The following is a 23,922-nucleotide window of genomic DNA, read 5'->3' as shown; positions in this document are numbered from 1 at the left end:
GAGTGAGCTCACGAAGGGGCCGGGGGCGTTCAGGCACTTTCTCCAGTGAATGAAACTAAGCCTTCGCGAGCAAGCTCGCTCCCACAGGATCGCATCCAATTCGAGGTCTTTTACCAACCCACAGGATGGGGATGGACTCAGTCTCGGGAAGGCCGCTGGACCTGTGGGAGTGAGCTTGCTCACGAAGGGGCCAGGGCATTCAGCGATACCGCCGTGACAATCCATGCCCGCCTTAAACAACAAACCCCGCACGCTGGCGGGGTCTGTGGGTGTAACGGCTGACTTACGCCGGCTTCTTCAGCGCCAGTTTTTTCAGCTCTTCGTCACGCAGTTCGCGGCGCAGGATCTTGCCGACGTTGGTGGTCGGCAGGGCGTCGCGGAATTCCACGCTGCGCGGCACTTTATAAGCGGTGACGTTGGCGCGCATGTGCTCCATGACCTGCTCCTTGCTCAGGGTCGTGCCCGGTTTGCACACCACGAACAGCTTAATCGCCTCGCCGGATTTCTCGTCCGGAATACCGATGGCCGCGCACTGCAGAACACCCGGCAGGGTCGCCAGTACGTCTTCCAGTTCATTCGGGTACACGTTGAAGCCGGAGACCAGAATCATGTCTTTCTTGCGATCAACGATGCGCATGTAGCCATCCGGCTGGATGATCGCGATGTCGCCGGTTTTCAACCAACCGTCGGCATCGAGCATCTCGTCGGTGGCGTCCTGACGCTGCCAGTAACCCTTCATCACCTGCGGGCCCTTGATGCACAGCTCGCCCACTTCACCCAACGGCAGCTCTTCGCCAGCGTCATTGATGGTCTTGCACAGGGTCGAGGGCACGGGGATGCCGATGGTGCCCATCTGGATTTTCTGGAACGGGTTGACCGACGCCACCGGGCTGGTTTCGGTCATGCCGTAACCTTCGCAGATCGAGCAGCCGGTCACTTCTTTCCAGCGCTCGGCCGCGGCAGTTTGCAGGGCCATGCCGCCCGAGAGGGTGAGCTTCAGCGAGGAGAAATCCAGGTGGCGGAAGTCGGCGTTGTTGCACAGCGCAACGAACAGCGTGTTGAGGCCGACGAAGCCGGAAAACTTCCACTTCGACAGCTCTTTCACCATCGCCGACAGATCACGCGGATTGCTGATCAGCACGTTGTGGTTGCCGCTCAGCATCATGGCCATGCAGTGAAAGGTGAACGCATAGATGTGGTACAGCGGCAACGGCGTGATCAGAATCTCCGTGCCTTCGTTGAGGTTGGCCGCCATCAGCGCGCGGCATTGCAGCATGTTGGCGATCAGGTTGCGGTGGGTGAGCATCGCGCCCTTGGCCACGCCGGTGGTGCCGCCTGTGTATTGCAGCACCGCGACGTCGTTGCCGTTCGGCGAAACATCCTGCACCGGCTGGCCGTGACCCTTGGCCAGCACGTCGTTGAACTTGACCGCCTTGGGCAAGTGGAACGGCGGGACCATCTTCTTCACGTACTTGATGACGCTGTTGACCAGCAGGCGCTTGAGCGGCGGCAGCAGGTCGGCAACTTCGGTGACGATGATGTGCTTGACGCCGGTCTTGGGCACGACCTTCTCGGCCAGATGCGCCATGTTCGCCAGGCAGATCAGCGCCTTGGCACCGGAGTCATTGAATTGGTGTTCCATTTCCCGCGCGGTGTACAGCGGGTTGGTGTTGACCACGATGAGCCCGGCACGAATGGCGCCGAACACCGCTACCGGGTACTGCAGCACATTGGGCAACTGCACGGCGATGCGGTCGCCGGGTTGCAGGTCGGTGTGCTGTTGCAGATACGCAGCGAAGGCACCGGACAGCGTGTACATTTCGCCGTAGGTGAGGGTCTTGCCCAGGTTGCTGAACGCAGGTTTGTTGGCGAAACGCTCGCAGGACTGTTTCAATACGGCCTGTACGTTCGGATACTGATCCGGATCGATATCGGCGGCGATACCTGTCGGATATTTATCCTTCCAGAAGTTTTCGAGCATAAAAGCCGACTCCTCAGCGACAGCGTTTCTACACATCACTTAATGCGATGATTTCTTGTGTTTGGAATTTTGTAGTCACCGCTTTTTGTTGACCGATGGCACAAAAAGCGGGGCGAGCGTATCAGCTTTGCCAGAGGCCGCCTAGAGCCAAAAGCGGGCTCTCCAGTCACATATCTGACTCTTGAATATGCGACGGTCACGTTTAGAGCAATGAACCTAAATGTCGGAAATGTCCTACGTCGACGTTCATTTACGCACTCCGATTAAACTCAGCAGCAAGATAACAGGCAAAAAAAAACGGCGTGATCAACACGCCGTTTTTCCTGGGTCAGAAGCTGATGAGCAATCGCCGCAGCCTCAGGCGATATCCCGCAACTCCCGCCGCAGAATTTTCCCCACCGGCGTCATCGGCAACGACTCACGCAGCACGATCTGCTTGGGGATCTTGTAGCCGGTGAAGTTCTCCTTGCAGTATGCCTTCAACTCCTCGCTGGTCAGCGTTGCATCCCTCGGCACCACGAACAGCTTCACAGCTTCGCCCGAACGGTCGTCGGGAACGCCGATCACCGCACAGTTCGCCACTTTCGGGTGCCGCGAAACCACGTCCTCGATCTCGTTCGGGTAGACATTGAAGCCCGAAACGATGATCAGGTCTTTCTTGCGATCGACGATGCGGATGAACCCGTCCGGGTCGATCACCGCGACATCGCCGGTTTTCAGCCAGCCTTCGCTGTCCAGCACCTCGGCGGTGGCCTCCGGTTTGTTCCAGTAACCGCGCATGATCTGCGGCCCCTTGAGGCAAAGCTCGCCGCGCTCACCGACGGGCATTTCGATCCCGTCGTCGCTGATGACCTTCGCCGTGGTGCCCGGCACCGGCATGCCTACCGTCCCTAGCCTGGACTGATTGCCATAAGGATTGGCGGTGGCGACGGGAGAGGTTTCAGTCAGGCCGTAGCCTTCGACGATCGGGCAGCCGGTCAGCTGCAGCCAGCGCTCGGCGGTGGCTTTAACCAACGCGGTGCCACCGGAGTTGGTCAGGCGCAGGGTGGAAAAATCGAGGTTCTTGAATTCGGGATGGTCCATCAGCGCCACGAACAGCGTGTTCAGGCCGAGCATCGCCGAGAACTTCCACTTCTTCAGTTCCTTGATGAAGCCGCCGATGTCCCGCGGGTTGGTGATCAGCAGGTTTTGATTGCCGCTGACCATCATGCACATGCAATTACAGGTGAATGCATAGATGTGATAAAGCGGCAGCGGCGCCACCATGATCTCGCTGCCCTGCTTGAAGATCGGCTGCCCGTCCGGCCCATGCTGCTGCATGCAGGCATAGACCTGCTGCATGTTGGCGACCAGATTGCCGTGGGTCAGCATCGCGCCTTTCGGCGAACCGGTGGTGCCGCCGGTGTACTGCAATACAGCAACGTCTTTCAGCGCCAGCGGCACTTGCTGCAGACGATCGCCCTTGCCGAGCTTGAGCACACGTTTGAACGGGATCGCCTGGGGCAAATGATACGCCGGCACCAGCTTCTTGACCTTCTCGACCACCGTGTTGATCAGCCAGCCTTTGGCCGCCGACTGCATGTCGCCCATTTTCACTTCGATGAGGTACTGAATATCGGTGTCCGGCAGCACTTCCTGCACGTTCTTGCCGAAGACGTTGAGGTAGACCAGTGCGCGCGCGCCGGAATCCTTGAACTGGTGGCGCATCTCCCGGGCGGTGTACAGCGGGTTGGTGTTGACGACGATCAGGCCGGCGCGCATGGCACCGAACACGGCGATGGGGTACTGGATCAGGTTGGGCATCTGCACGGCGATGCGGTCGCCGGGTTTGAGGTCGGTCTGCTGTTGCAGGTAACCGGCGAACGCCGCCGATTGGCGTTCAAGCTCTGCGTAGCTCAGGGTGACACCCATGTTGCTGTAGGCTGGGCGATCGGCGTATTTGCGGCAACTGCGCTCGAAGACCTCGACCACCGAGCTATACGCCTGAAGGTCCACCTCAGAAAGAACGCCAGCGGGACGCTTGTCGTTCCAGAAGTCAGGTTGCATGTTGTTTTTATCCTCTTACCTGAGTGTGCTGGCCCCGTGGAATTTAAACGGGCGTTTGCCGGACGTTAGCAGCTATGGCATAGAAGGCAAATAGTCGTCGCCGCGTCATCACCGGTGTGAATCTTGCGGGTAACCAGCCTGCCATCCGGCTACCGCTATACACTCAAGCGAAGCGCTCGCCACTGCGTTTTTTGAGACAACTTTTTACAGGGGCCAGGGAACCGCGATGGAACACGAAGCTTTTTGGCTGGACGCTCAAGATCACAGTCGCCTCTATGTGCATGCCTGGAGACCGATGGGCAATGCCCGGGCGGTGGTCCTTTTTTCCCACGGCATGGCTGAGCACGCCGGGCGCTATGACAGATTGGGCAAGGCATTGATGCGGGCAGGTTTCGCCCTGTATGGCGCCGATCAGCGTGGCCACGGCCATTCGGCCACCTATGGCACCCTGGGCCATTACGCCGATCAGGACGGCTGGAACAAAGTGGTTGGCGACCTCGCCACGCTGAAAGCGTCGATTGCGGTGCGTCATCCGGGGGTGCCGGTGTTCTTGCTGGGTCACAGCATGGGCAGTTACATCGCCCAGGGTTATTTGCTGCACCACAGCGCCAGTTTGCAGGGCGTGATTCTCAGCGGTTCGAATTACCACCCCGTCACCTTCTATCGCTCGGCGGCGCTGGTCGCTCGTATTGAACGCTGGCGGAAAGGCCCGACCGGGCGCAGTGCGCTGATCGAACACTTGTCGTTCGGCTCCTTCAACAAACGCTTCAAGCCCGCACGCACCTGCTATGACTGGCTCAATCGCGACCCGGCCGAGGTTGACGCCTACAGCAACGACCCGCTGTGCGGCTTCCGCTGCACCAATCAACTGTGGATGGACCTTCTCGGGGGCCTGCAGCAGATCAGCAAGCGTTCGAACCTGGCGCAGATCGATCCCGGACTGCCGATCCTGATTATCGGTGGCGAATGTGATCCGGTGAGCGATGGCAAGCGTCTCACGCATCTGGCCGACGCTCTGAGCGGCACCGACCACCCGTTTGTTACGCTGAAGGTCTATCCGCAGGCGCGTCACGAGATCCTCATCGAGACCAACCGTGAAGAAGTCACCCGGGATCTGCTCGCCTGGCTTGAACAGGCGCTGCAGCAGCCAAGGCCGCGCCGCAGCGAATGACGTCAGTGGTTCATCTTTCTTAATTGTCACAGGACACCCCATGACCCAAGTCACCAACACGCCGTACGAAGCCCTTGAAGTCGGTCAGACTGCCAGCTACAGCAAAACCGTTGAAGAGCGTCATATCCAGCTGTTTGCCGAAATGTCCGGCGACCGCAACCCGGTGCACCTGGACGCCGAATTCGCGGCCAAAAGCATGTTCAAGGATCGCATCGCCCACGGCATGTTCAGCGGCGCATTGATCAGCGCGGCGGTGGCCTGTGAACTGCCTGGCCCGGGCACGATTTACCTGGGTCAGCAGATGACCTTCCAGAAGCCGGTGAAGATCGGCGACACCCTGACCGTACGCCTGGAAATCCTCGAGAAACTGCCGAAATTCCGCGTGCGCATCGCCACTCGCGTGTTCAATCAGAACGATGAGCTGGTGGTGGATGGCGAGGCCGAAATCCTCGCGCCACGCAAGCTGCAGACCGTGACCCTGGCCGACCTGCCACCCATCACCGTGGGTTGAGCCGGCGCCAGCCTCCTTCCGGCGCAGCAGTCAGCACGCACGGCCACCACGCAAAAAAATGGGCAACCGAAGTTGCCCAAAATGCCTTGCGTGCTCTTTGTGTAGAAGACTCAGCGTCTTCCGCGCCGGGGTGAGTCTCTCCAGATGAACAGTCCGACGCTTGAATAAATCACCATCGCCAGCCCCACCGTCATGACGCCGGCTATCACTGCGTGGTCGAGAAACATGCGCACTCCTTCTGCCCGAGTCTGTTTAATGGGCGCAGAGTAATCAGTGGGGTGACGAGAGGAATTGACTCAGGTCAATGCCGGCGTGAATCACAAAGAGCAGCCGGCAGACGGGGGACGAACGGAAGGCGGGTCAGCGTTTTTTCGGTTTGCTCTTGGCTTTCTTCTTGCCCTTGCCCAGCGGCATGGCCTGCTCGAAAGCGCTGCGGACTTCGTTCAGGCGTTTGTCATTGAGGTCGTGAACACGCTTGGCGCGCTCGGCGCTCAGGTCTACCAGTTTTCCGTCATCGCTCATGGCGTATCGCTCGTGAATAGCTGTTGCCGCCAATAATGCGCAATCAAGGCGGCGCTGACCAGCGCCTCAGACTTTCAGGTCGACCCACAGGCCCTGGCGCGGCTCGTCGTCGATGATCGGCACCACCGGCACGGTGTCGTCGGCATTGAGGAAATCCCCGGGAATGGCCGGGCCTTCTTGAAGATCAGGGTGACGGTCGGCCACGCGCCGGTCGCTGCGGCGGCGTTGGTGGCGACGTTGTTCCTCGCGCAGCAGCAATTCGGCCTGCTCGCGGTCACGTTCGCCCAGGTCGATGTTGGTTTCGCTCGAACTCTTTTGAATCGGCGTTACCGGCGGGATGTCCGGGGTGGGTTTGACCGGGTCCAGCTGCGAAGTCACGGGGGCCGCGCTCAGTGGGATCAGCGGTGGCAGCATGGTAATGGTCTCCTGTTATCAAGCTGTCGGCTGCCGTTTCGTCGACTTGAGCCGATTCAAGCGCGATTTTCGACTATGTTTTTCGCAGCAAGTGCCCGCCTCAGGCGCGCCACCCAATATATCCGGGCGTTTTTACAATGTGGCTTTGGCCTGGGCGCCTTGTTCCGTTAACATAGTCGGCTTTTTCAAGGCGGGAGTCAGGCAGCATGTCGCAGCAGTATCAACCGGGGCAACGCTGGATTAGCGACAGCGAAGCCGAGCTGGGTTTGGGCACCGTTCTGGCTCAGGACGGCCGCTTGCTGACCGTGCTCTATCCGGCCACTGGCGACACGCGCCAGTATGCTTTGCGCAATGCGCCGCTGACGCGGGTGCGCTTCTCGCCGGGTGACACCATCACCCACTTCGAAAACTGGAAGATGACCGTCCGCGAAGTCGACGACGTCGACGGCCTGCTGGTCTACCACGGCCTCAACGCGCAGAACCAGCCCGTGACCCTGCCGGAAACCCAGCTGTCGAACTTCATCCAGTTCCGTCTGGCCACCGACCGCCTGTTTGCCGGGCAGATCGACCCACTCCCGTGGTTCTCCCTGCGTTATCACACCCTCGAACACACCAGCCGCCAGCTGCAATCCTCGCTGTGGGGCCTGGGCGGCGTGCGCGCACAACCGATCGCTCACCAGTTGCACATCGCCCGTGAAGTCGCCGACCGTATCGCGCCGCGGGTCTTGCTGGCGGACGAAGTAGGGCTGGGTAAAACCATCGAAGCCGGTCTGGTCATCCACCGCCAGTTGCTGTCGGGCCGCGCCAACCGGGTGCTGATCCTGGTACCGGAAAACCTGCAGCACCAGTGGCTGGTGGAAATGCGCCGCCGCTTCAACCTGCAGGTCGCGCTGTTCGATGCCGAACGCTTCATCGAAAGCGATGCCAGCAACCCGTTCGAAGACACGCAACTGGCGCTGGTGTCGCTGGAATGGCTGGTTGAAGACGAGAAGGCCCAGGACGCGCTGTTCGCGGCGGGCTGGGACCTGCTGGTCGTCGACGAGGCCCACCACCTGGTCTGGCACGAAGAAAAGGCCAGCCGCGAGTACTCGTTGGTCGAGCAACTGGCCGAAGTCATTCCCGGCGTGCTGCTGCTGACCGCAACCCCCGAGCAGCTCGGTCAGGACAGCCACTTTGCCCGTCTGCGCCTGCTGGACCCGAATCGTTTCCATGACCTGCACGCGTTCCGCGCCGAGAGCGAAAACTATCGCCCGGTCGCCGAAGCCGTTCAGGAGCTGCTGGACAAAGGCACGCTGTCGCCAAAAGCCAACGAGACCATCCGTGGTTTCCTCGGCGCCGAAGCCGAAGCGCTGCTAACCGCTGTTGCCGCCGGCGACGCCGAAGCCAGTGCCCGCCTGATCCGCGAACTGCTTGACCGTCACGGCACCGGCCGCGTGCTGTTCCGCAACACCCGCGCCGCCGTGCAAGGGTTCCCGGAGCGCAAACTGCACCCGTATCCCCTGCCCTGCCCGGCTGAATACCTGGAGCTGCCGATTGGCGAACACGCCGACCTGTACCCGGAAGTCAGCTTCCAGGCCCAAAGCGAGCTCAGCGAAGAAGAGCGCTGGTGGCGTTTCGATCCGCGCGTTGACTGGCTGATCGACACCCTGAAAATGCTCAAGCGCGTGAAGGTGCTGGTCATCTGCGCCCACGCCGAAACCGCGATGGACCTGGAAGACGCCCTGCGCGTGCGTTCCGGCATCCCGGCGACGGTCTTCCACGAAGGCATGAACATCCTCGAACGTGACCGCGCGGCGGCGTATTTCGCCGACGAAGAGTTCGGCGCCCAGGTGCTGATCTGCTCCGAAATCGGCAGTGAAGGCCGCAACTTCCAGTTCTCCCATCACCTAGTGCTGTTCGACCTGCCTGCGCACCCGGACCTGCTGGAGCAGCGGATCGGTCGTCTGGACCGGATCGGCCAGAAGCACATCATCGAGCTGCACGTGCCGTATCTGGAAACCAGCCCGCAAGAGCGGCTGTTCCAGTGGTATCACGAGGCGCTCAACGCATTCCTCAACACTTGCCCGACCGGCAACGCGCTGCAACATACGTTCGGCCCGCGCCTGTTGCCGCAGCTGGAAGGCGGCGACGAGGACGACTGGCAGGCGCTGGTGACCGAGGCGCGCAACGAGCGCGTGCGTCTGGAAAGCGAACTGCACACCGGCCGCGACCGTCTGCTGGAGCTTAATTCCGGCGGCGCCGGCGAAGGCGAAGCGCTGGTGGAGGCCATCCTTGAGCAGGACGATCAGTTCACCCTGCCGATCTACATGGAAACCCTGTTCGACGCGTTCGGCATCGACAGCGAGGACCACTCGGAGAACGCGCTGATCCTGCGGCCGAGCGAGAAGATGCTCGACGCCAGCTTCCCGCTGGGCGACGACGAAGGCGTGACCATCACCTACGACCGTAATCAGGCGCTGGCCCGCGAGGACATGCAGTTCATTACCTGGGAACACCCGATGGTGCAGGGCGGCATGGATCTGGTGCTGTCCGGCTCGATGGGCAACACCGCCGTGGCACTCATCAAGAACAAGGCGCTGAAGCCCGGCACCGTGTTGCTGGAATTGCTCTACGTCAGTGAAGTGGTCGCGCCGCGCTCGCTGCAACTGGGCCGCTACCTGCCGCCGGCCGCGCTGCGTTGTCTGCTGGATGGCAACGGCAACGACCTGTCGGGCCGCGTGTCCTTCACCACCCTGAACGATCAGCTGGAGAGCGTGCCCCGGGCCAGCGCCAACAAGTTCATTCAGGCACAGCGCGACGTGCTCAACCCGCAGATCAACGCCGCCGAAAGCAAGATCGCGCCGAAGCACGCTGAACGTGTGGCGGAAGCGCAGCGACGTCTGGCGGCAGACACCGAAGAAGAGCTGGCGCGTTTGACCGCATTGCAAGCGGTCAACCCGACCGTGCGCGACAGCGAACTGGCGGCATTGCGTGAGCAACGTGAGCAAGGCCTGGCCATGCTGGAAAAAGCCGCGCTGCGCCTGGAAGCGATTCGGGTGCTGGTCGCCGGCTAATCAGGTTCGCCGCAGGAAATGTGGGAGTGAGCTTGCTCACGAAGGGGCCGGGACGTTCAGCCATTTTCTCTACTGACTGAACTTAAGCCTTCGCGAGCAAGCTAGCTCCCACGGGATAGCGCTCGGCTCGGGATCTTCTAGACCCCACAAAGCGCATGTGCACTTACTTTAAAGTAGGCCGCTGTGGTGTGGGAGTGATCGGGGGATCACGCCACCGACGGCTTCACCCCCTGCCCCACCGGCTCATCCGCCACCATCCCCTCGCGCATCCGCTGCGCATCAGCGCTGAAGCACTTCGACGCGCGCACCAGAAACACCAGGACGAAAAACAACGCCACCGGTATCAAATACATCGCATCGTGCAGCCCCACCGCCTTGAACGGTTCGGTCATCTGCTCGACCTGTGCGGCGTACATGGCCGAGTGAGCGAAATGGTCCGACAACAGACCTACCACCACCGGTCCCAGCCCGCCGCCCAGCAGATACAGACCAGCAAAGAACAGCGCCATGGCCGTGGCGCGCAGTCGGGGCTGCACCACGTCCTGAATCGCGGTGTAAACGCAGGTGTAGAAATTGTAGGAAAACAGCCAGCCAAGACTGAACACCCCGACGAACACGCCGATCTCGATGCGCCCGGCATGCAGCGCATAACCGGTGCACAGCGTCGCAACCACCATGCTCATGGCAGCAAACATCAGGCGGCCGTTGCTCCAGCGTTGATGCAGCTTGTCCGCCACCCAGCCGCCGACGGTCAGGCCAACGAGACCGGTCACGCCGACGATCATGCCGGTGGCCATCGCGGCTTCCTGCAAGGGCAGTAAGAAGTAGCGCTGCAGCATCGGCACCATGAACGAGTTGCACGCGTAGGTGGCGAAGTTGAACGCCAGACCGGCGAGCACCAGCCAGCGGAACGTAGGAATCGACAGCACGCGACGGATCGGCCGGTCGATTTTCTCCTGGGAAATGGCCACGCTTTCAGCGGCGCCCCGGGCCGGCTCGCGAATGAAGAACATGAACACCGCCAGCACCAGCCCCGGCACCGCGGCGATGAAGAACGGCGCGCGCCAGCTGCCGAACGCCTGCACCATCGCGCCGATGGTAAAGAACGCCAGCAACAGCCCCAAGGGCAATCCCAGCATAAAGATGCCCATGGCCCGGGCGCGGCGGTGGGCGGGGAACAGGTCGCCGATCAACGAATTGGCCGCTGGCGCATAGCTCGCCTCTCCGATCCCGACGCCCATGCGCACCAGCAGAAACGCCCAGAAGTTGCCGACCAGACCGTTTACCGCCGTCAGGCCGCTCCACACCGCCAGCCCCCAGCCCATCAACTTGCGCCGTGAGCCGTTGTCGGCCATGCGCCCCAACGGCAGCCCGGCCACTGCGTACACCAGGGTGAAGGCGGTGCCGATGATGCCGAGCTGAAAGTCGCTCAGCGACCATTCCTTGCGGATGGGCTCGATGATGATCGCGGGAATCGTGCGGTCGAAGAAATTGAACAGGTTGGCCAGAAACAGCAGAAACAGAACGCGCCAAGCGTTCCTTGCCTGAGTCGATCGATCCATGGGGCGCTCTCTTTCTTGTTATAGGAGGCTATTCCAGCTGACGCCTCCGGTTTGCCTGAAATCTAGTCACGCCTTGGCACTCTGTCTGTGAACATTCGCCCCGCTGATACCCATCCATTGAACGTCCGCCAGGAATCCCGGAGCCACCCTGACGGTTTTCCCAAAATGAAGCATGGATTCGGTGAGACATTCCGCTACCGACGACACACCGGCAGTTACCGCATTACCCACTTTGCCATCATCCGACGCACCATTTTTGAGCAGTGACCAGCGTCACGCCCTCTCGTGGATCAACACCCACGGCGCGACAACCACTGCCCAGAGAGGCGGATTGCGCTCGAAAAGATCCAGAGCCTTTGATTCAGAGACCTTGCCGACGTCCCCACTCTTGAGCCATGCAGCCACTTGCGCCTCACTGTTCTCGGCAAATGCCTGGGCCACGGCGATCAAATCCAGGCTGGGCTCGACCCACAACAGGGCACCCTTCGCAAAAAATGGTTGCAATTCATTCCACGTAATCGAAGCCGTTTCGCCAAGCAGTTTGGCATAGAGGGTGCTAGGTTCTTGCGTCATGGGTTTTCACCGTATTGGAAAATCGGCGCAATGATAGCGCCGCCCTCCGTACCGACAAACCCGGATTCAAGTGATTGATTGCAGGGAAGTTCGCCCAAGCCGACCGGTTCGTTGCCCGACAGGGTTATAGAGCCGGCGTGATTGTGTATCTTTCTGTCGATTAAGCGACATCCACAGGTTTTGCCCCCCGCAGCCAGCTATTCAAGCGATCGACCGGCGCTCTAAACTGTTCCGGTACAGTTGCTGGGGGTGCGGCCTGGAAATTCAATCCGGTCCTGCAGCTTTGGCCATCAGGATTATAAAAACGACAACGCAAGAGTGGAGCATCATGACTAAGGGTATTAATCAGATTTCCAAGCTGTTTGCCGCACTGGTTCTGGCGGGGGTTGCCAGTCACTCGTTCGCAGCTGACACAATCAAGATCGGCATTGCCGGCCCTAAAACCGGTGCTGTGGCCCAGTACGGCGACATGCAGTTCAGCGGCGCCAAGATGGCCATCGACCAGATCAACGCCAAAGGCGGCATCGACGGCAAGAAGCTTGAAGCGGTTGATTACGATGATGCCTGTGACCCGAAACAAGCGGTCGCCATCGCCAACAAAGTGGTCAACGACGGCGTCAAGTTCGTGGTCGGTCACCTCTGCTCCAGCTCCACTCAGCCTGCTTCGGACATCTACGAAGACGAAGGCATCATCATGGTGACCCCGGCGGCCACCAGCCCGGAAATCACTGCCCGTGGCTACAAAATGATCTTCCGTACCATCGGCCTGGACAGTGCACAGGGCCCGGCTGCCGGCGACTACATCGCCAAGCAGGTCAAGCCGAAGATCGTTGCGGTCATCCACGACAAACAGCAATACGGTGAAGGCATCGCCACTGCCGTCAAGCAGACCTTGGAAAAAGACGGCGTGAAAGTCGCCCTGTTCGAAGGCATCAATGCCGGCGACAAGGACTTTTCCTCGCTGATCGCCAAGATGAAGCAAAACAATGTCGACTTCGTCTACTACGGCGGCTACCACCCTGAGCTGGGTCTGATTCTGCGTCAGGCACAGGAAAAAGGCCTGAAAGCCGGCTTCATGGGTCCGGAAGGCGTGGGCAACGCCTCCATCTCGCAGATCGCTCAGGACGCGTCCGAAGGTCTGCTGGTGACCCTGCCGAAATCCTTCGATCAGGACCCGGCCAACAATGAGCTGGTTGCTGCGTTCAAGGCGAAGAAAGAAGACCCGAGCGGTCCGTTCGTGTTCCCGGCCTACGCTGCCGTGGAAGTGATTGCTGAAGCGATCAAGACCGCCAAGTCCGAAGACACCGCGAAAGTGGCAGCCGCCATTCACGCCGGTACGTTCAAAACCCCTACCGGCGATCTGAGCTTCGACGCCAAGGGTGACTTGAAAAACTTCAAATTCGTCGTTTACACCTGGCACAAAGATGGCACCAAGACTGAAGCCCCTGTGAAATAACGCGGCCTTCATGCTTACCCGAAGCCCACTGCAACCGCAGTGGGCTTTGTTTTAGCTGGGCAGCGAATTTCACAAGAATTCCGACCCCTGAACATCTTGAAACCGCACCAGTGAACCACTGGGCTCGTGCCGGACGCGGACGTAGATCACGACGCGCGAGCGGGAAAAAGACACCACCAGTGAAACACCAGGCAGGTTTTTAGGAGCACTCAGCAATGCCGATAGATCTCTATCACTTTCTTCAACAGCTGGTTAATGGGATGACCATTGGCAGCACTTACGCCTTGATTGCCATTGGCTACACCATGGTTTACGGCATCATCGGCATGATCAACTTCGCCCACGGCGAGGTGTACATGATCGGCTCGTATGTGGCGTTTATCGCCCTGGCCGGTCTGACCATGCTTGGCCTGGACAGCCTGCCCCTGCTGATTACCGCAGCTTTCGTCGCCAGTATTGTGGTGACCAGCGCCTACGGTTACGCCATCGAGCGAGTTGCCTATCGCCCGTTGCGCGGCAGCAACCGTTTGATCCCTCTGATTTCCGCCATCGGCATGTCGATTTTCCTGCAGAACACCGTGTTGTTGTCGCAGGACTCGAAAGACAAATCGATCCCCAACCTCATTCCCGGCAACTTCGTGTTCGGCCCCGGCAGCACCCATGAAGTGGTGATCTCCTACATGCAGATCCTCATCTTCATCGTCACGCTGGTGGCCATGCTCGGTCTGACATGGTTCATCTCCCGCTCTCGCCTGGGTCGCGCCTGCCGTGCCTGCGCCGAAGACATCAAGATGGCCAACCTGCTGGGGATCAACACCAACAACATCATCGCCCTGACCTTCGTCATCGGTGCCGCCCTGGCGGCGGTCGCTGCGGTGCTGCTGAGCATGCAGTACGGCGTGATCAACCCCAACGCCGGTTTCCTCGTCGGCATCAAAGCCTTTACCGCCGCAGTACTGGGCGGTATCGGCAGTATCCCGGGCGCGATGCTCGGCGGTCTGGTGCTGGGCATCGCCGAAGCCTTTGGCGCCGACATCTTTGGCGACCAGTACAAGGATGTGGTGGCGTTCGGTCTTCTCGTATTGGTGTTGTTGTTCCGGCCAACCGGCCTGCTCGGCCGTCCGGAGGTTGAAAAAGTATGACCAGGAATCTCAAATCGGCCCTCTTCAGCGCAGTGCTGGTGCTGGCCGTCGCTTACCCGATCCTCGGGCTCAAACTGGACATCGTCGGGATCAATCTCGCGGTGGTCGGCGCCAGCACCACCACCGTGCTGCTGATTTTTGCCGCGGCGTTGCTGATGTTCCTGCGCGTGCTGTTCAACGAACAGATCAGCGCCATGTGGCGCTCGCGTCCGCAGAAACAGCTGATGTCGGACAAGACCAGCAACTTTCTGACCCTGCCGTCGACCCAACGCTGGTTCCTCGGCGCGCTGGTGATTGCTGCGCTGGTGTGGCCGTTCTTCGGTTCGCGCGGCGCGGTGGACATCGCGACCCTGATCCTGATCTACGTGATGCTCGGCCTGGGCCTGAACATCGTCGTCGGTCTGGCGGGTCTGCTTGACCTCGGTTACGTCGGCTTTTACGCCGTGGGCGCGTACACCTACGCCCTGCTGCAGCACTACTTCGGCTTCGGTTTCTGGATCTGCCTGCCGCTGGCCGGCCTGGCGTCGGCGACGTTCGGCTTCCTGCTGGGCTTCCCGGTCCTGCGACTGCGTGGTGACTATCTGGCGATCGTGACCCTGGGTTTCGGTGAAATCATTCGCCTGTTCCTGCGTAACCTGACCGACATCACCGGCGGCCCGAACGGCATCAGCAACATCGAAAAACCGACGCTGTTCGGCCTGACGTTCGAGCGCAAGGCTGCAGAAGGCATGCAGACGTTCCACGAATACTTCGGTCTGGAATACAACTCCATCAACAAGGTGATCTTTCTCTACCTGATCGCCCTGCTGCTGGCGCTGTTGGCGCTGTTCGTGATCAACCGGCTGTTGCGCATGCCCATCGGCCGCGCCTGGGAAGCCCTGCGTGAAGACGAAATCGCCTGCCGCGCGCTGGGCCTGAATCCGACCATCATCAAGCTGTCGGCCTTTACCCTCGGCGCTGCATTCGCCGGTTTCGCCGGCAGTTTCTTCGCCGCGCGTCAGGGGTTGATCACCCCGGAGTCGTTCACCTTTCTGGAGTCGGCGATCATCCTCGCCATCGTGGTCCTGGGCGGCATGGGCTCGCAGCTGGGCGTGATCCTCGCCGCAGTCGTGATGATCCTGTTGCCTGAACTGCTTCGCGAATTCAGCGAATACCGGATGCTCGGCTTCGGCGCCTTGATGGTGCTGATGATGATCTGGCGCCCTCAGGGCTTCCTGCCGATGCAGCGTCCCGTCATGAAACTCAAGGGGGAGCGCTGATGAGCCGTCCACTTCTGCAAGCGTCCGGCTTGTGCATGCGCTTTGGCGGTCTGCTGGCCGTCAACGGCGTCGGTCTGACCGTCAACGAGAAGCAGGTCGTGTCGATGATCGGCCCGAACGGCGCCGGCAAGACCACCGTTTTCAACTGCCTGACCGGTTTCTACAAACCCACCTCCGGCACGATCCTGCTGGACGGCGAGCCGATTCAGGGCCTGGCCGGCCATGAGATCGCCCGTAAAGGCGTGGTGCGAACGTTCCAGAACGTGCGCCTGTTCAAGGAAATGACCGCGGTGGAAAACCTGCTGGTGGCCCAGCATCGTCACCTCAACACGAATTTCCTGTCCGGCCTGTTCAAGACCCCGGCGTATCGCAAAAGCGAGCGCGAGGCGATGGAGTACGCCGAGCATTGGCTGGAAGCGGTTGATCTGAAGGAGTTCGCCAACCGTCCAGCCGGCACCCTGGCCTACGGTCAGCAACGACGTCTGGAAATCGCCCGCTGCATGATGACGCGCCCGCGCATCCTGATGCTCGATGAGCCGGCGGCCGGTCTGAACCCGAAAGAAACCGAAGACTTGAAAGCGCTGATCGGCGTGCTGCGTAACGAGCACAACGCGACGGTGTTGCTGATCGAGCACGACATGAAGCTGGTCATGAGCATTTCCGACCATATCGTGGTGATCAATCAGGGCACGCCGCTGGCCGATGGCACGCCCGAGCAGATCCGTGACAATCCTGAAGTGATCAAAGCCTATCTGGGGGAAGCGTAAATGCTGCAGTTCGATAACGTTTCCACGTTCTACGGCAAGATCCAGGCATTGCACGGTGTCAGCATCGATGTGCAACAGGGTGAGATTGTCACGTTGATCGGCGCCAATGGCGCGGGCAAGTCGACGCTGTTGATGACGCTGTGCGGTTCGCCGCGCGCGCACAGTGGCAGCATCCGCTATATGGGTGAGGAACTGGTCGGTCTGGAGTCGTCGGTGATAATGCGCAAGAGTATTGCGGTGGTGCCGGAGGGCCGTCGTGTGTTCGCGCGTCTGACGGTGGAGGAGAATCTGGCGATGGGCGGGTTCTTCACGGACAAGGCCGATTATCAGGTGCAGATGGATAAGGTGCTTGAGTTGTTTCCGCGTCTGAAGGAGCGCTTCAATCAGCGCGGCGGCACGATGTCCGGCGGTGAGCAGCAGATGCTGGCGATCGGGCGTGCGTTGATGAGCAAGCCGAAGCTGTTGTTGCTGGATGAGCCTTCGCTGGGTCTGGCGCCGATTATTATTCAGCAGATTTTCGAGATTGTTGAGCAGTTGCGGCGGGATGGGGTGACGGTGTTTCTGGTGGAGCAGAATGCGAATCAGGCGTTGAAGATCGCTGATCGTGCGTATGTTCTGGAGAATGGCCGGGTGGTGATGCAGGGGTCGGGGGCGGAGTTGCTGGTTGATCCGAAAGTGCGGGATGCTTATTTAGGCGGCTAAAGGAGGATCAAGGGCGTCTGCCTGGGGGCAGACGTTTCGCCTTCGGCGAGTTACTTGATAAAGCCCCAAGTAACCAAGGGCTTAGTGCTCCTGGTTGGGCCCTTCTTTCGTCAGGCTTCCTTCACTCCGGTCTCGCTCCGTGGGCCCGCGCCGAACGGACATCCATGTCCTGACGGCGCTCTCGCCGCATCCCTGCGGCTCGGCCCACTCCACGAGACCTGCGTTCAGCCTGCACCCAAGTCGCGATTTGCGGTGTCTGGGCTTTTTGCGTTTGAAGATCAAAAGCAGGTCAAAGGCTTCCCGGCTGAAGCCGGTCCTACAGGAGTCGCCGTCGGTGCCACTGGCTGCACGCGTTGCTTTTTGTAGGACCGGCTTTAGCCGGGAATAGGCCAGTGGCTGCGACATCAATTTTGATTTCTGTTTACAGGGGACTGATTTATTTACAGCGCTTCACCGTAAATTAATCTGTCCCCGCTCGATTTGATAACCCCAGAAGTCAGAGCTTTTCCAGCGCCGCAGTGCTGCGCTCGAACCATTCGCCTAAATAATCCGCCATGACTTGCACCCGCCTCGGCAGCCGTCCTTCAAAGGGGTGGACCAGGTAAAGGGACGAAACCGGCGTCTGGTAATCACGCAGCAACCAGTGCAATCGTCCTTCTTTCAGTTCCTCATGAACCATGTACGACGGCAGGCGGGCGATGCCGGCGCCGACGAGGGCGGCTTTTTTCAGGAGGCCGTAGTGGTTGCTGGCGAAGGTACCGCGGACGTTGACGCGGGTCAGTTCGTGTTTCTGGTGGTAGCCCCAGGATTCGCGGCCGGCGTGATGGCTGTTGAGCAGGCATCGGTGGACGCGCAGTTCTTCCGGGGTTTGCGGGGTGCCGTGTCTGGCGAGGTAATCCGGGCTGGCGCAGGTCAGCTCCTGTAGCGACAGCAAGGGCTTGGCCACCAGGCGTTCGTCGATCCCCACGCTGGAACGTATGCCCAGGTCGAAGCCATCACGGCGCATGTCGCGGAAGTGGTTGTTGAGGTCCAGTTCCACCTGCACGTCGGGGTAGGTATGGGCGAATTCGGTGAGCAGGCCTTCGAAGAAGGTTTCGCCCAACGACACCGGCACGGTCAGGCGAACGGTGCCAATCAGGCTTTCGCTCAGGTAGGCCATGGCGTCGCGGACGCGGTCGCGTTGGGCCAGTAGCGCGCGGGCTTCGGGCAGGAGAATGGCGCCCGCCGAGGTCAGCGTCAGGCTGCGGGTAGTGCGATGGAGCAGCGTCACGCCGAAGTTCTTTTCCAGTTTGCTGATGCGCTTGGACAGTTGGCTGGTACTGGTGTCCAGCCATTGCGCGGCCAGGGTGAAGCTGTTGGCCTCCACCAGCATCGCGAACGCGGCCAGGTCGTCCATTTCGCTCATGATTGTTTCCTTTCTGACAAACCGGGATTGCCGTTTAGCCCCTGTTTCGGTGGGAAAAGGCGACTCACACTGAGCGCCTGATCCATACCAGGGGAAAATCGCATCATGAAAATTCTATTGATTGGCGCCAGTGGCACCATTGGCTCGGCGATCGAGAAAGAGTTGGCGCCACGCCACGAGATCGTTCGCATCGGCAGAACCGGCGCAGACGAGCACGTCGATATTAGTGACAGCGACTCGATCCGCAAACTATTCGAACGGACAGGCCCTTTCGACGCATTGATTTGCGCGGCCGGCAATGTCACCTTCGCGCCGCTCGGCGAGATGACCGCCGATTCATTCGCCCTGGGCCTGCGCGACAAGCTGATGGGTCAGGTCAATCTGCTGCTGATCGGCCGGGAATTCGCCAACGACGGCGCGTCCTTCACCTTCACCACTGGCATCACCAGCGTCGATCCGATTCGCACCGGGGCGTCAGCCAGCCTGGTCAACGGCGCCATCGACGCCTTCGTGCGCGCCGCCGCCATCGAGATGCCGCGGGGCATGCGGGTCAATTCGGTCAGCCCCAACGTGCTGGTCGAAGCCATGGGCACCTACGCGCCGTACTTTCGCGGCTTCAAGCCGGTCCCCGCAGCGGATGTAGCCTTGGCGTACGCAAAAAGTGTCGAAGGGCTACAAACCGGACAGACGTATCGCGTTGGCTAATCGCCCCTTGTGATGAGCGAGCAGGCTGAGTAACGTGGCGGCACTTGTCTGGAGACCGCCCCATGTCCGCTGCTCGTTCCGCCCTGATGTTCGCCCTGTTGCCTTTGTTTGCCGGCTGCCAGTTGATGCCCATGTCGTCCAGTGACAGCAAGGTGTCGACCGCTGGCATGATCCGCATGCAGGGCACCCTCAGCGGTGACGGCGGCAAGCTGTTCTTCGCCCCATGCAACGAACAGCGCCGCTATGCAGTCACCGACAAGGGCAACACCGGCGTCCTGCAGGAAGCCGCTTCGGTGGTGGACAAGAACGGCAAGGCGTTCGCCGATGTACGCGGCAACTTCGTCGCGAGCAAGGCCCAGGGCAGTGACGGTCAGGCCGACATCTACCAGCTCTACCGCGTCGAGCGCCCGAGCGGTGGCTGCGAGGACCCCAATTTCAAGCGCCTGACGATTCATGCCAGCGGCAACGGCCCGAAATGGAACCTCAACGCCAGCGGCAAGGGTCTGGTGCTTGAGCGCGCAGGCCAGGAGCCGTTCGCCGTGCCGTACATGGAAGAGCAGATGCCCGAGGGCCGCTTCAATCTGATCACCGACGCCAACAATCAACACGTCGAGCTCTACGTCGCGCCGTTGCGCTGTGTGGACCCGTCGAACGGCTCTGTGCAGCACCTGACCGCGGAACTGCGGGTCAATGGCCAGGTTCAGCGCGGCTGCGCGTACTTCGGGGCGATGCGTAACGATTGATAGCCTTACGCTGAACCTGAAACCTCAAACCTGAATCTGTACAGGCGCAACACTGGTGGGAGTGAGCTTGCTCGCGAATGCCGTAGGTCAGGCGCTCACAGCGCTGACTGACAAGACGCTTTCGCGAGCAAGCTCGCTCCCACATATTCCCCATTAGCCTTGAGATCAAGTTTTCCCAGCTGACTCGGTGCAAACCTAAACGGCGGCTGCGCGGCGGATGTCGTCGCTCGGGCCACCGCTCCCTGCTCAATGTGGCTTATAATCGCGCGCTCTTGTAGTGCTGCCGGGCCGATCCTGCGGCCCGAAACCGGATCTTTCAATGTTACGAATCACCGAATTCAAACTGCCGCTGGACCACGCGGACGACGAACTGCGCCCTGCACTTCTGCAACGCCTGGCCATCGGCAGCGACGAGCTTCTGGATTTCACCCTGTTCAAGCGCAGCTATGATGCGCGCAAGAAATCCACCGAGCTGCAGTTCATTTACACCGTCGACTTCCAGGTGCGCGACGAAGCCGCCCTGCTCCAGCGCCTGAGCCACGACAAACACATCGGCCCGGCGCCAGACGTCAGTTACAAAGTGGTCGGCCACGCCCCTGCTGTTCTTAGCCAGCGTCCGCTGGTGGTCGGCTTCGGCCCGTGCGGTATTTTCGCCGGCCTGTTGCTGGCGCAGATGGGCTTCAAGCCAATCATCCTCGAACGCGGCACTGAAGTCCGTCAGCGCACCAAGGACACCTGGGGGCTGTGGCGCAAGAACGTGCTCAACCCGGAGTCCAACGTGCAGTTCGGTGAGGGCGGCGCGGGGACGTTCTCCGACGGCAAGCTCTACAGTCAGATCAAAGACCCGAAATTCATCGGTCGCAAGGTCTTGCACGAGTTCGTCAAAGCCGGTGCGCCGGAAGAGATTCTCTACGTCAGCAAGCCACACATCGGCACCTTCCGGTTGACCGGCGTGGTCGAGAACATGCGTCATCAGATCGAAGCGCTGGGCGGCGAAGTGCGTTTCCAGCAGCGGGTCACCGATGTACTGATCGAAGACGGCCAGATGCAGGGCGTCGTGCTCGATAGCGGCGAGCGCATCGACTCGCGGCACGTCATTCTGGCGCTGGGCCACAGCGCCCGGGACACCTTCCGCATGCTCCACGGGCGCGGCGTGTTCATGGAGGCCAAGCCGTTTTCGGTCGGCTTCCGCATCGAGCACCCACAGGGCTTGATCGACCGCGCGCGCCTGGGCAAGTACGCCGGTCACCCGAAGCTGGGTGCTGCGGATTACAAGCTGGTGCACCACGCCAAGAACGGCCGTTCGGTGTACAGCTTCTGCATGTGCCCCGGCGGCACCGTGGTGGCGGCGACTTCTGAGCCCAACCGCGTGGTCACCAACGGCATGAGCCAGTACTCGCGCAACGAGCGCAACGCCAACTCCGGCATCGTCGTCGGCATCACCCCCGAGCAGGATTATCCGGGCAGCCCGCTGGCCGGCATCGAACTGCAGGAGCGACTGGAGTCCCACGCCTACATCATGGGCGGCGAAACCTACGAAGCACCGGCGCAACTGGTGGGTGATTTCATCGCGGGCAAAGCGTCAACGGCGTTGGGCGGCGTAGAACCTTCCTACAAGCCGGGCGTCAAGCTGACCGACCTTGCCGACGCGTTGCCCGCCTTCGCCATCGAAGCCATTCGTGAGGCGCTGCCGGCGTTCGAGAAGCAGATCAGAGGATTTTCGCAGCACGACGCGATCCTCACCGGCATTGAAACGCGCACCTCCTCGCCCCTGCGCATCACCCGTGGCGAGGACCTGCAGAGCCTCAACGTCAAAGGCCTGTTCCCGGCAGGCGAAGGCGCAGGCTATGCCGGCGGCATCCTGTCGGCCGGCGTTGACGGGATCCGCATCGCCGAAGCGTTGGCCCGAAATATCCTGGGCATCACTGAATAAGCCACTTAAAGGCATCGCCCTACAGCACTCGGAAACGAATCCATACGATTCGTAAGCGGTGTCTGTAGGGCGTTATTTTTGATTACAAATTCGGCTTCAGATCCTGTTTTCAGACACCAGAACGCGCGTTAGGGTGGCGCTCCTTTTCAGGCTGCCCTTGGAGCGTCACCTTGCCCGTACGCAATACATTCAGACGTTTCTTCCAGCTGGAAGCCGCCGGTGGCTTGCTGCTGATCGCCGCCGCGGCCCTCGCCCTGATCATCAACAATTCTCCCCTGTCCTGGCTGTATAACGGCTGGCTGGAAACGCCGGTCGTTGCCCAGATCGGCGCGTTGCACATCGCCAAACCGTTGCTGCTGTGGATCAACGACGGCCTGATGGCGTTGTTCTTCCTGCTGATCGGGCTGGAGGTCAAGCGCGAGGTCCTGCAAGGACACCTCTCGCGGCCCTCCCAAATTGTCCTGCCGGGCGCGGCGGCCATCGGCGGCATGCTCATCCCTGCCCTGCTCTTCCGGGCGCTTAACTCAGACAATCCCGCCGCCCTGAGTGGCTGGGCGATTCCCATGGCCACCGACATCGCCTTCGCCCTAGGCGTGCTGGCGTTGCTGGGCAAACGGGTGCCGGTGTCGCTCAAGCTGTTTCTCATGACCCTGGCGATCATCGATGATCTGGGCGCGATCATTGTCATCGCGCTGTTCTACTCCGGCGAACTGTCCAGCCTGGCATTGGCGCTGGCAGCCGCGTCGATTGCCGGGCTGATCACCATGAACCGCCTGGGCGTGACCAGACTCGCGCCCTACTTGCTGATCGGCACCGTCTTGTGGGTCTGCGTGCTGAAGAGCGGCGTCCACGCCACGCTGGCCGGCGTTCTGCTGGCGTTCTGCATTCCGCTGCGGACGCCCAAAGCCGTCGCCTCCCCCCTGCAGCAACTCGAACACGCCCTGCATCCCTGGGTGGCGTATTTCATTCTGCCGCTGTTCGCGTTCGCCAACGCCGGCGTCCCTTTGGCCGGCGTTACGCTGGAGAGCTCCACCCATCCCGTACCACTCGGCATCGCACTGGGTCTGCTGCTGGGCAAAGTCATCGGTGTGTTTGGCCTGACGTGGCTGGCAATCAAGACGGGGCTCGCATCACTGCCGACCGGCGCAAACTGGGGGCAGGTGCTGGGGGTTTCGATGCTGTGCGGGATCGGCTTCACCATGAGCCTGTTTGTCGGCTCACTGGCGTTCGTGCCGGGACAAAGCGAGTTTGCCGGGATGGATCGAATGGGGATTTTGACGGGGTCTGTTCTTGCCGCGCTGATCGGCTACGGCATCACCGCAATGGCCAGTCGCAGCACGCGCTCAGCAGCGTTGAAATGAAACGCTGAAATGCAAAACGCCCCGAATGATCGGGGCGTTTTCGCAAGCGGACATTTGTAGATTCCGCTTCAGGACATGCAGCGTGGTTTAGTGGCTGACGCGGCTGGTGCCGTTGACGGTCATGATGCGCACGCGCTCACCCACGCGGAAGATCTCGTTTTCCTGAACTTCCTGCACATAAGCACGCATGGTGCCATCGTCTTCACGCACGGTGATCTCGACGCCTTGAGCACGGGTCAGGCCGCCTTCCGCTGCCGAACCCAGCAGACCACCAGCGACAGCACCGATCACGGCCGTCACGATGCTGCCGCGACCGCCACCGATGGCGCTGCCACCCACACCACCGACGATGGCACCGGCGCCTGCGCCGATCGGGGTTTTGGTGCCTTCAATCTTCACCGGACGCAACGATTCGATCGTGCCCAGCCGTACGGTCTGCACCTGACGAGCTTCGTCGCGCGAGTACGAGTCGCCGGTGAGGCTTGAAGTACAGCCGCCCAGCGTCAGCGCCATGGCGGTGAACGAAGCAACCAACAGAACAGACTTACGCATAACAGTTATCTCCAGAGGTACAGGTAGCCATTAGACTCTGCGACGCCAATCGATGTCACGGTCC

21 protein-coding genes are annotated in these 23,922 nt (G+C 60.7%); 12 read left to right on the top strand and 9 right to left on the bottom strand.

Going from position 1 to position 23,922, the window contains the following annotated elements:
• Positions 1–283 precede the first annotated feature (283 nt).
• Together fadD1 and fadD2 are read right to left on the bottom strand one after the other, a co-directional pair.
• Positions 284–1,981, bottom strand: coding sequence for a long-chain-fatty-acid--CoA ligase FadD1 (gene fadD1, locus AC07RO_RS02565; RefSeq protein ID WP_495085198.1), 1,698 nt, complete (start codon positions 1,979–1,981; stop codon positions 284–286).
• Between the two features lie 357 nt (positions 1,982–2,338).
• Positions 2,339–4,027 carry a long-chain-fatty-acid--CoA ligase FadD2 gene (gene fadD2, locus AC07RO_RS02560; protein WP_495085197.1) on the bottom strand — a complete coding sequence of 563 codons (1,689 nt, stop codon included), beginning with the start codon at positions 4,025–4,027 and terminating at the stop codon, positions 2,339–2,341.
• Positions 4,028–4,253: 226 nt separating this feature from the next.
• Between fadD2 and AC07RO_RS02555 the strand changes: the two genes are divergently transcribed.
• Both AC07RO_RS02555 and AC07RO_RS02550 read left to right on the top strand, forming a co-directional pair.
• On the top strand, positions 4,254–5,198 hold the full coding sequence (locus AC07RO_RS02555; RefSeq protein ID WP_192171546.1) for an alpha/beta hydrolase: 945 nt from the start codon (positions 4,254–4,256) through the stop codon (positions 5,196–5,198).
• 40 nt (positions 5,199–5,238) lie between these two features.
• Positions 5,239–5,709, top strand: coding sequence for a MaoC family dehydratase (locus tag AC07RO_RS02550; protein ID WP_192171547.1), 471 nt, complete (start codon positions 5,239–5,241; stop codon positions 5,707–5,709).
• A 110-nt stretch (positions 5,710–5,819) separates the two neighbouring features.
• Here the strand turns inward: AC07RO_RS02550 and ccoM are convergent, their stop codons facing one another.
• From ccoM to AC07RO_RS02535, 3 genes are all read right to left on the bottom strand, one after another.
• Positions 5,820–5,936: a cytochrome c oxidase subunit CcoM gene (gene ccoM, locus AC07RO_RS02545; protein ID WP_342345355.1), complete on the bottom strand. Its 117-nt coding sequence runs from the start codon at positions 5,934–5,936 to the stop codon at positions 5,820–5,822.
• 133 nt (positions 5,937–6,069) lie between these two features.
• The gene (locus AC07RO_RS02540) at positions 6,070–6,231 is read right to left on the bottom strand and encodes a hypothetical protein (protein ID WP_192171548.1); all 162 of its coding nucleotides are present in this window, start codon (positions 6,229–6,231) and stop codon (positions 6,070–6,072) included.
• 66 nt (positions 6,232–6,297) lie between these two features.
• The gene (locus tag AC07RO_RS02535; protein ID WP_192171549.1) at positions 6,298–6,645 is read right to left on the bottom strand and encodes an aspartate-semialdehyde dehydrogenase; all 348 of its coding nucleotides are present in this window, start codon (positions 6,643–6,645) and stop codon (positions 6,298–6,300) included.
• A gap of 206 nt (positions 6,646–6,851) precedes the next feature.
• On the opposite strand from AC07RO_RS02535, the gene rapA reads away from it, so the two are divergent.
• The gene (gene rapA / locus AC07RO_RS02530; protein WP_192171550.1) at positions 6,852–9,698 is read left to right on the top strand and encodes an RNA polymerase-associated protein RapA; all 2,847 of its coding nucleotides are present in this window, start codon (positions 6,852–6,854) and stop codon (positions 9,696–9,698) included.
• A gap of 206 nt (positions 9,699–9,904) precedes the next feature.
• Here rapA and AC07RO_RS02525 read toward each other — a convergent pair whose 3' ends face one another.
• Positions 9,905–11,260, bottom strand: a complete 1,356-nt coding sequence (locus tag AC07RO_RS02525) for a spinster family MFS transporter (protein ID WP_495085196.1) — start codon at positions 11,258–11,260, stop codon at positions 9,905–9,907.
• A 273-nt stretch (positions 11,261–11,533) separates the two neighbouring features.
• A complete protein-coding gene (locus AC07RO_RS02520) occupies positions 11,534–11,833 on the bottom strand; it encodes a DUF2288 domain-containing protein (protein WP_192171552.1) in 300 nt (99 codons plus the stop codon).
• A 328-nt stretch (positions 11,834–12,161) separates the two neighbouring features.
• Here AC07RO_RS02520 and AC07RO_RS02515 point away from each other — a divergent pair, with 328 nt between their 5' ends.
• The 5 genes from AC07RO_RS02515 to AC07RO_RS02495 all read left to right on the top strand — a co-directional run bounded on the left by AC07RO_RS02515 (position 12,162) and on the right by AC07RO_RS02495 (position 17,159).
• Positions 12,162–13,289 carry a branched-chain amino acid ABC transporter substrate-binding protein gene (locus AC07RO_RS02515; protein WP_495085195.1) on the top strand — a complete coding sequence of 376 codons (1,128 nt, stop codon included), beginning with the start codon at positions 12,162–12,164 and terminating at the stop codon, positions 13,287–13,289.
• 215 nt (positions 13,290–13,504) lie between these two features.
• A complete protein-coding gene (livH, locus tag AC07RO_RS02510) occupies positions 13,505–14,431 on the top strand; it encodes a high-affinity branched-chain amino acid ABC transporter permease LivH (protein ID WP_172609396.1) in 927 nt (308 codons plus the stop codon).
• Complete coding sequence (locus AC07RO_RS02505) at positions 14,428–15,690, top strand: high-affinity branched-chain amino acid ABC transporter permease LivM (RefSeq protein ID WP_192171554.1); 1,263 nt, start codon at positions 14,428–14,430, stop codon at positions 15,688–15,690. Before livH ends, AC07RO_RS02505 begins: the two co-directional genes overlap by 4 nt.
• Positions 15,690–16,457 (top strand): high-affinity branched-chain amino acid ABC transporter ATP-binding protein LivG, encoded by a 768-nt coding sequence (gene livG / locus AC07RO_RS02500; protein WP_122536637.1) that lies wholly within the window; start codon positions 15,690–15,692, stop codon positions 16,455–16,457. The genes AC07RO_RS02505 and livG overlap by 1 nt, the downstream gene beginning before the upstream one ends.
• Positions 16,458–17,159, top strand: coding sequence for an ABC transporter ATP-binding protein (locus AC07RO_RS02495; protein ID WP_192171555.1), 702 nt, complete (start codon positions 16,458–16,460; stop codon positions 17,157–17,159).
• A 496-nt stretch (positions 17,160–17,655) separates the two neighbouring features.
• Here AC07RO_RS02495 and AC07RO_RS02490 read toward each other — a convergent pair whose 3' ends face one another.
• Positions 17,656–18,564, bottom strand: coding sequence for a LysR family transcriptional regulator (locus AC07RO_RS02490; RefSeq protein WP_495085194.1), 909 nt, complete (start codon positions 18,562–18,564; stop codon positions 17,656–17,658).
• Between the two features lie 105 nt (positions 18,565–18,669).
• On the opposite strand from AC07RO_RS02490, the gene AC07RO_RS02485 reads away from it, so the two are divergent.
• The 4 genes from AC07RO_RS02485 to nhaA all read left to right on the top strand — a co-directional run bounded on the left by AC07RO_RS02485 (position 18,670) and on the right by nhaA (position 23,306).
• Positions 18,670–19,269, top strand: a complete 600-nt coding sequence (locus AC07RO_RS02485) for a short chain dehydrogenase (RefSeq protein ID WP_495085193.1) — start codon at positions 18,670–18,672, stop codon at positions 19,267–19,269.
• A gap of 62 nt (positions 19,270–19,331) precedes the next feature.
• Positions 19,332–20,012, top strand: coding sequence for a hypothetical protein (locus AC07RO_RS02480; RefSeq protein WP_495085192.1), 681 nt, complete (start codon positions 19,332–19,334; stop codon positions 20,010–20,012).
• Between the two features lie 319 nt (positions 20,013–20,331).
• Entirely contained in the window at positions 20,332–21,945 is a 1,614-nt protein-coding gene (locus tag AC07RO_RS02475; RefSeq protein ID WP_495085191.1) for an NAD(P)/FAD-dependent oxidoreductase, read from the top strand.
• A 170-nt stretch (positions 21,946–22,115) separates the two neighbouring features.
• On the top strand, positions 22,116–23,306 hold the full coding sequence (gene nhaA / locus AC07RO_RS02470; RefSeq protein WP_495085190.1) for a Na+/H+ antiporter NhaA: 1,191 nt from the start codon (positions 22,116–22,118) through the stop codon (positions 23,304–23,306).
• Between the two features lie 87 nt (positions 23,307–23,393).
• Here nhaA and AC07RO_RS02465 read toward each other — a convergent pair whose 3' ends face one another.
• Positions 23,394–23,858, bottom strand: coding sequence for an outer membrane lipoprotein (locus tag AC07RO_RS02465; RefSeq protein WP_037012225.1), 465 nt, complete (start codon positions 23,856–23,858; stop codon positions 23,394–23,396).
• Positions 23,859–23,922: the final 64 nt, after the last annotated feature.

It is taken from the genome of Pseudomonas sp. GW821-FHT07F05 (assembly GCF_059418765.1).
The sequence above is the reverse complement of the archived record's forward strand: the minus strand, read 5'-3'. Positions and strand labels throughout refer to the sequence as shown.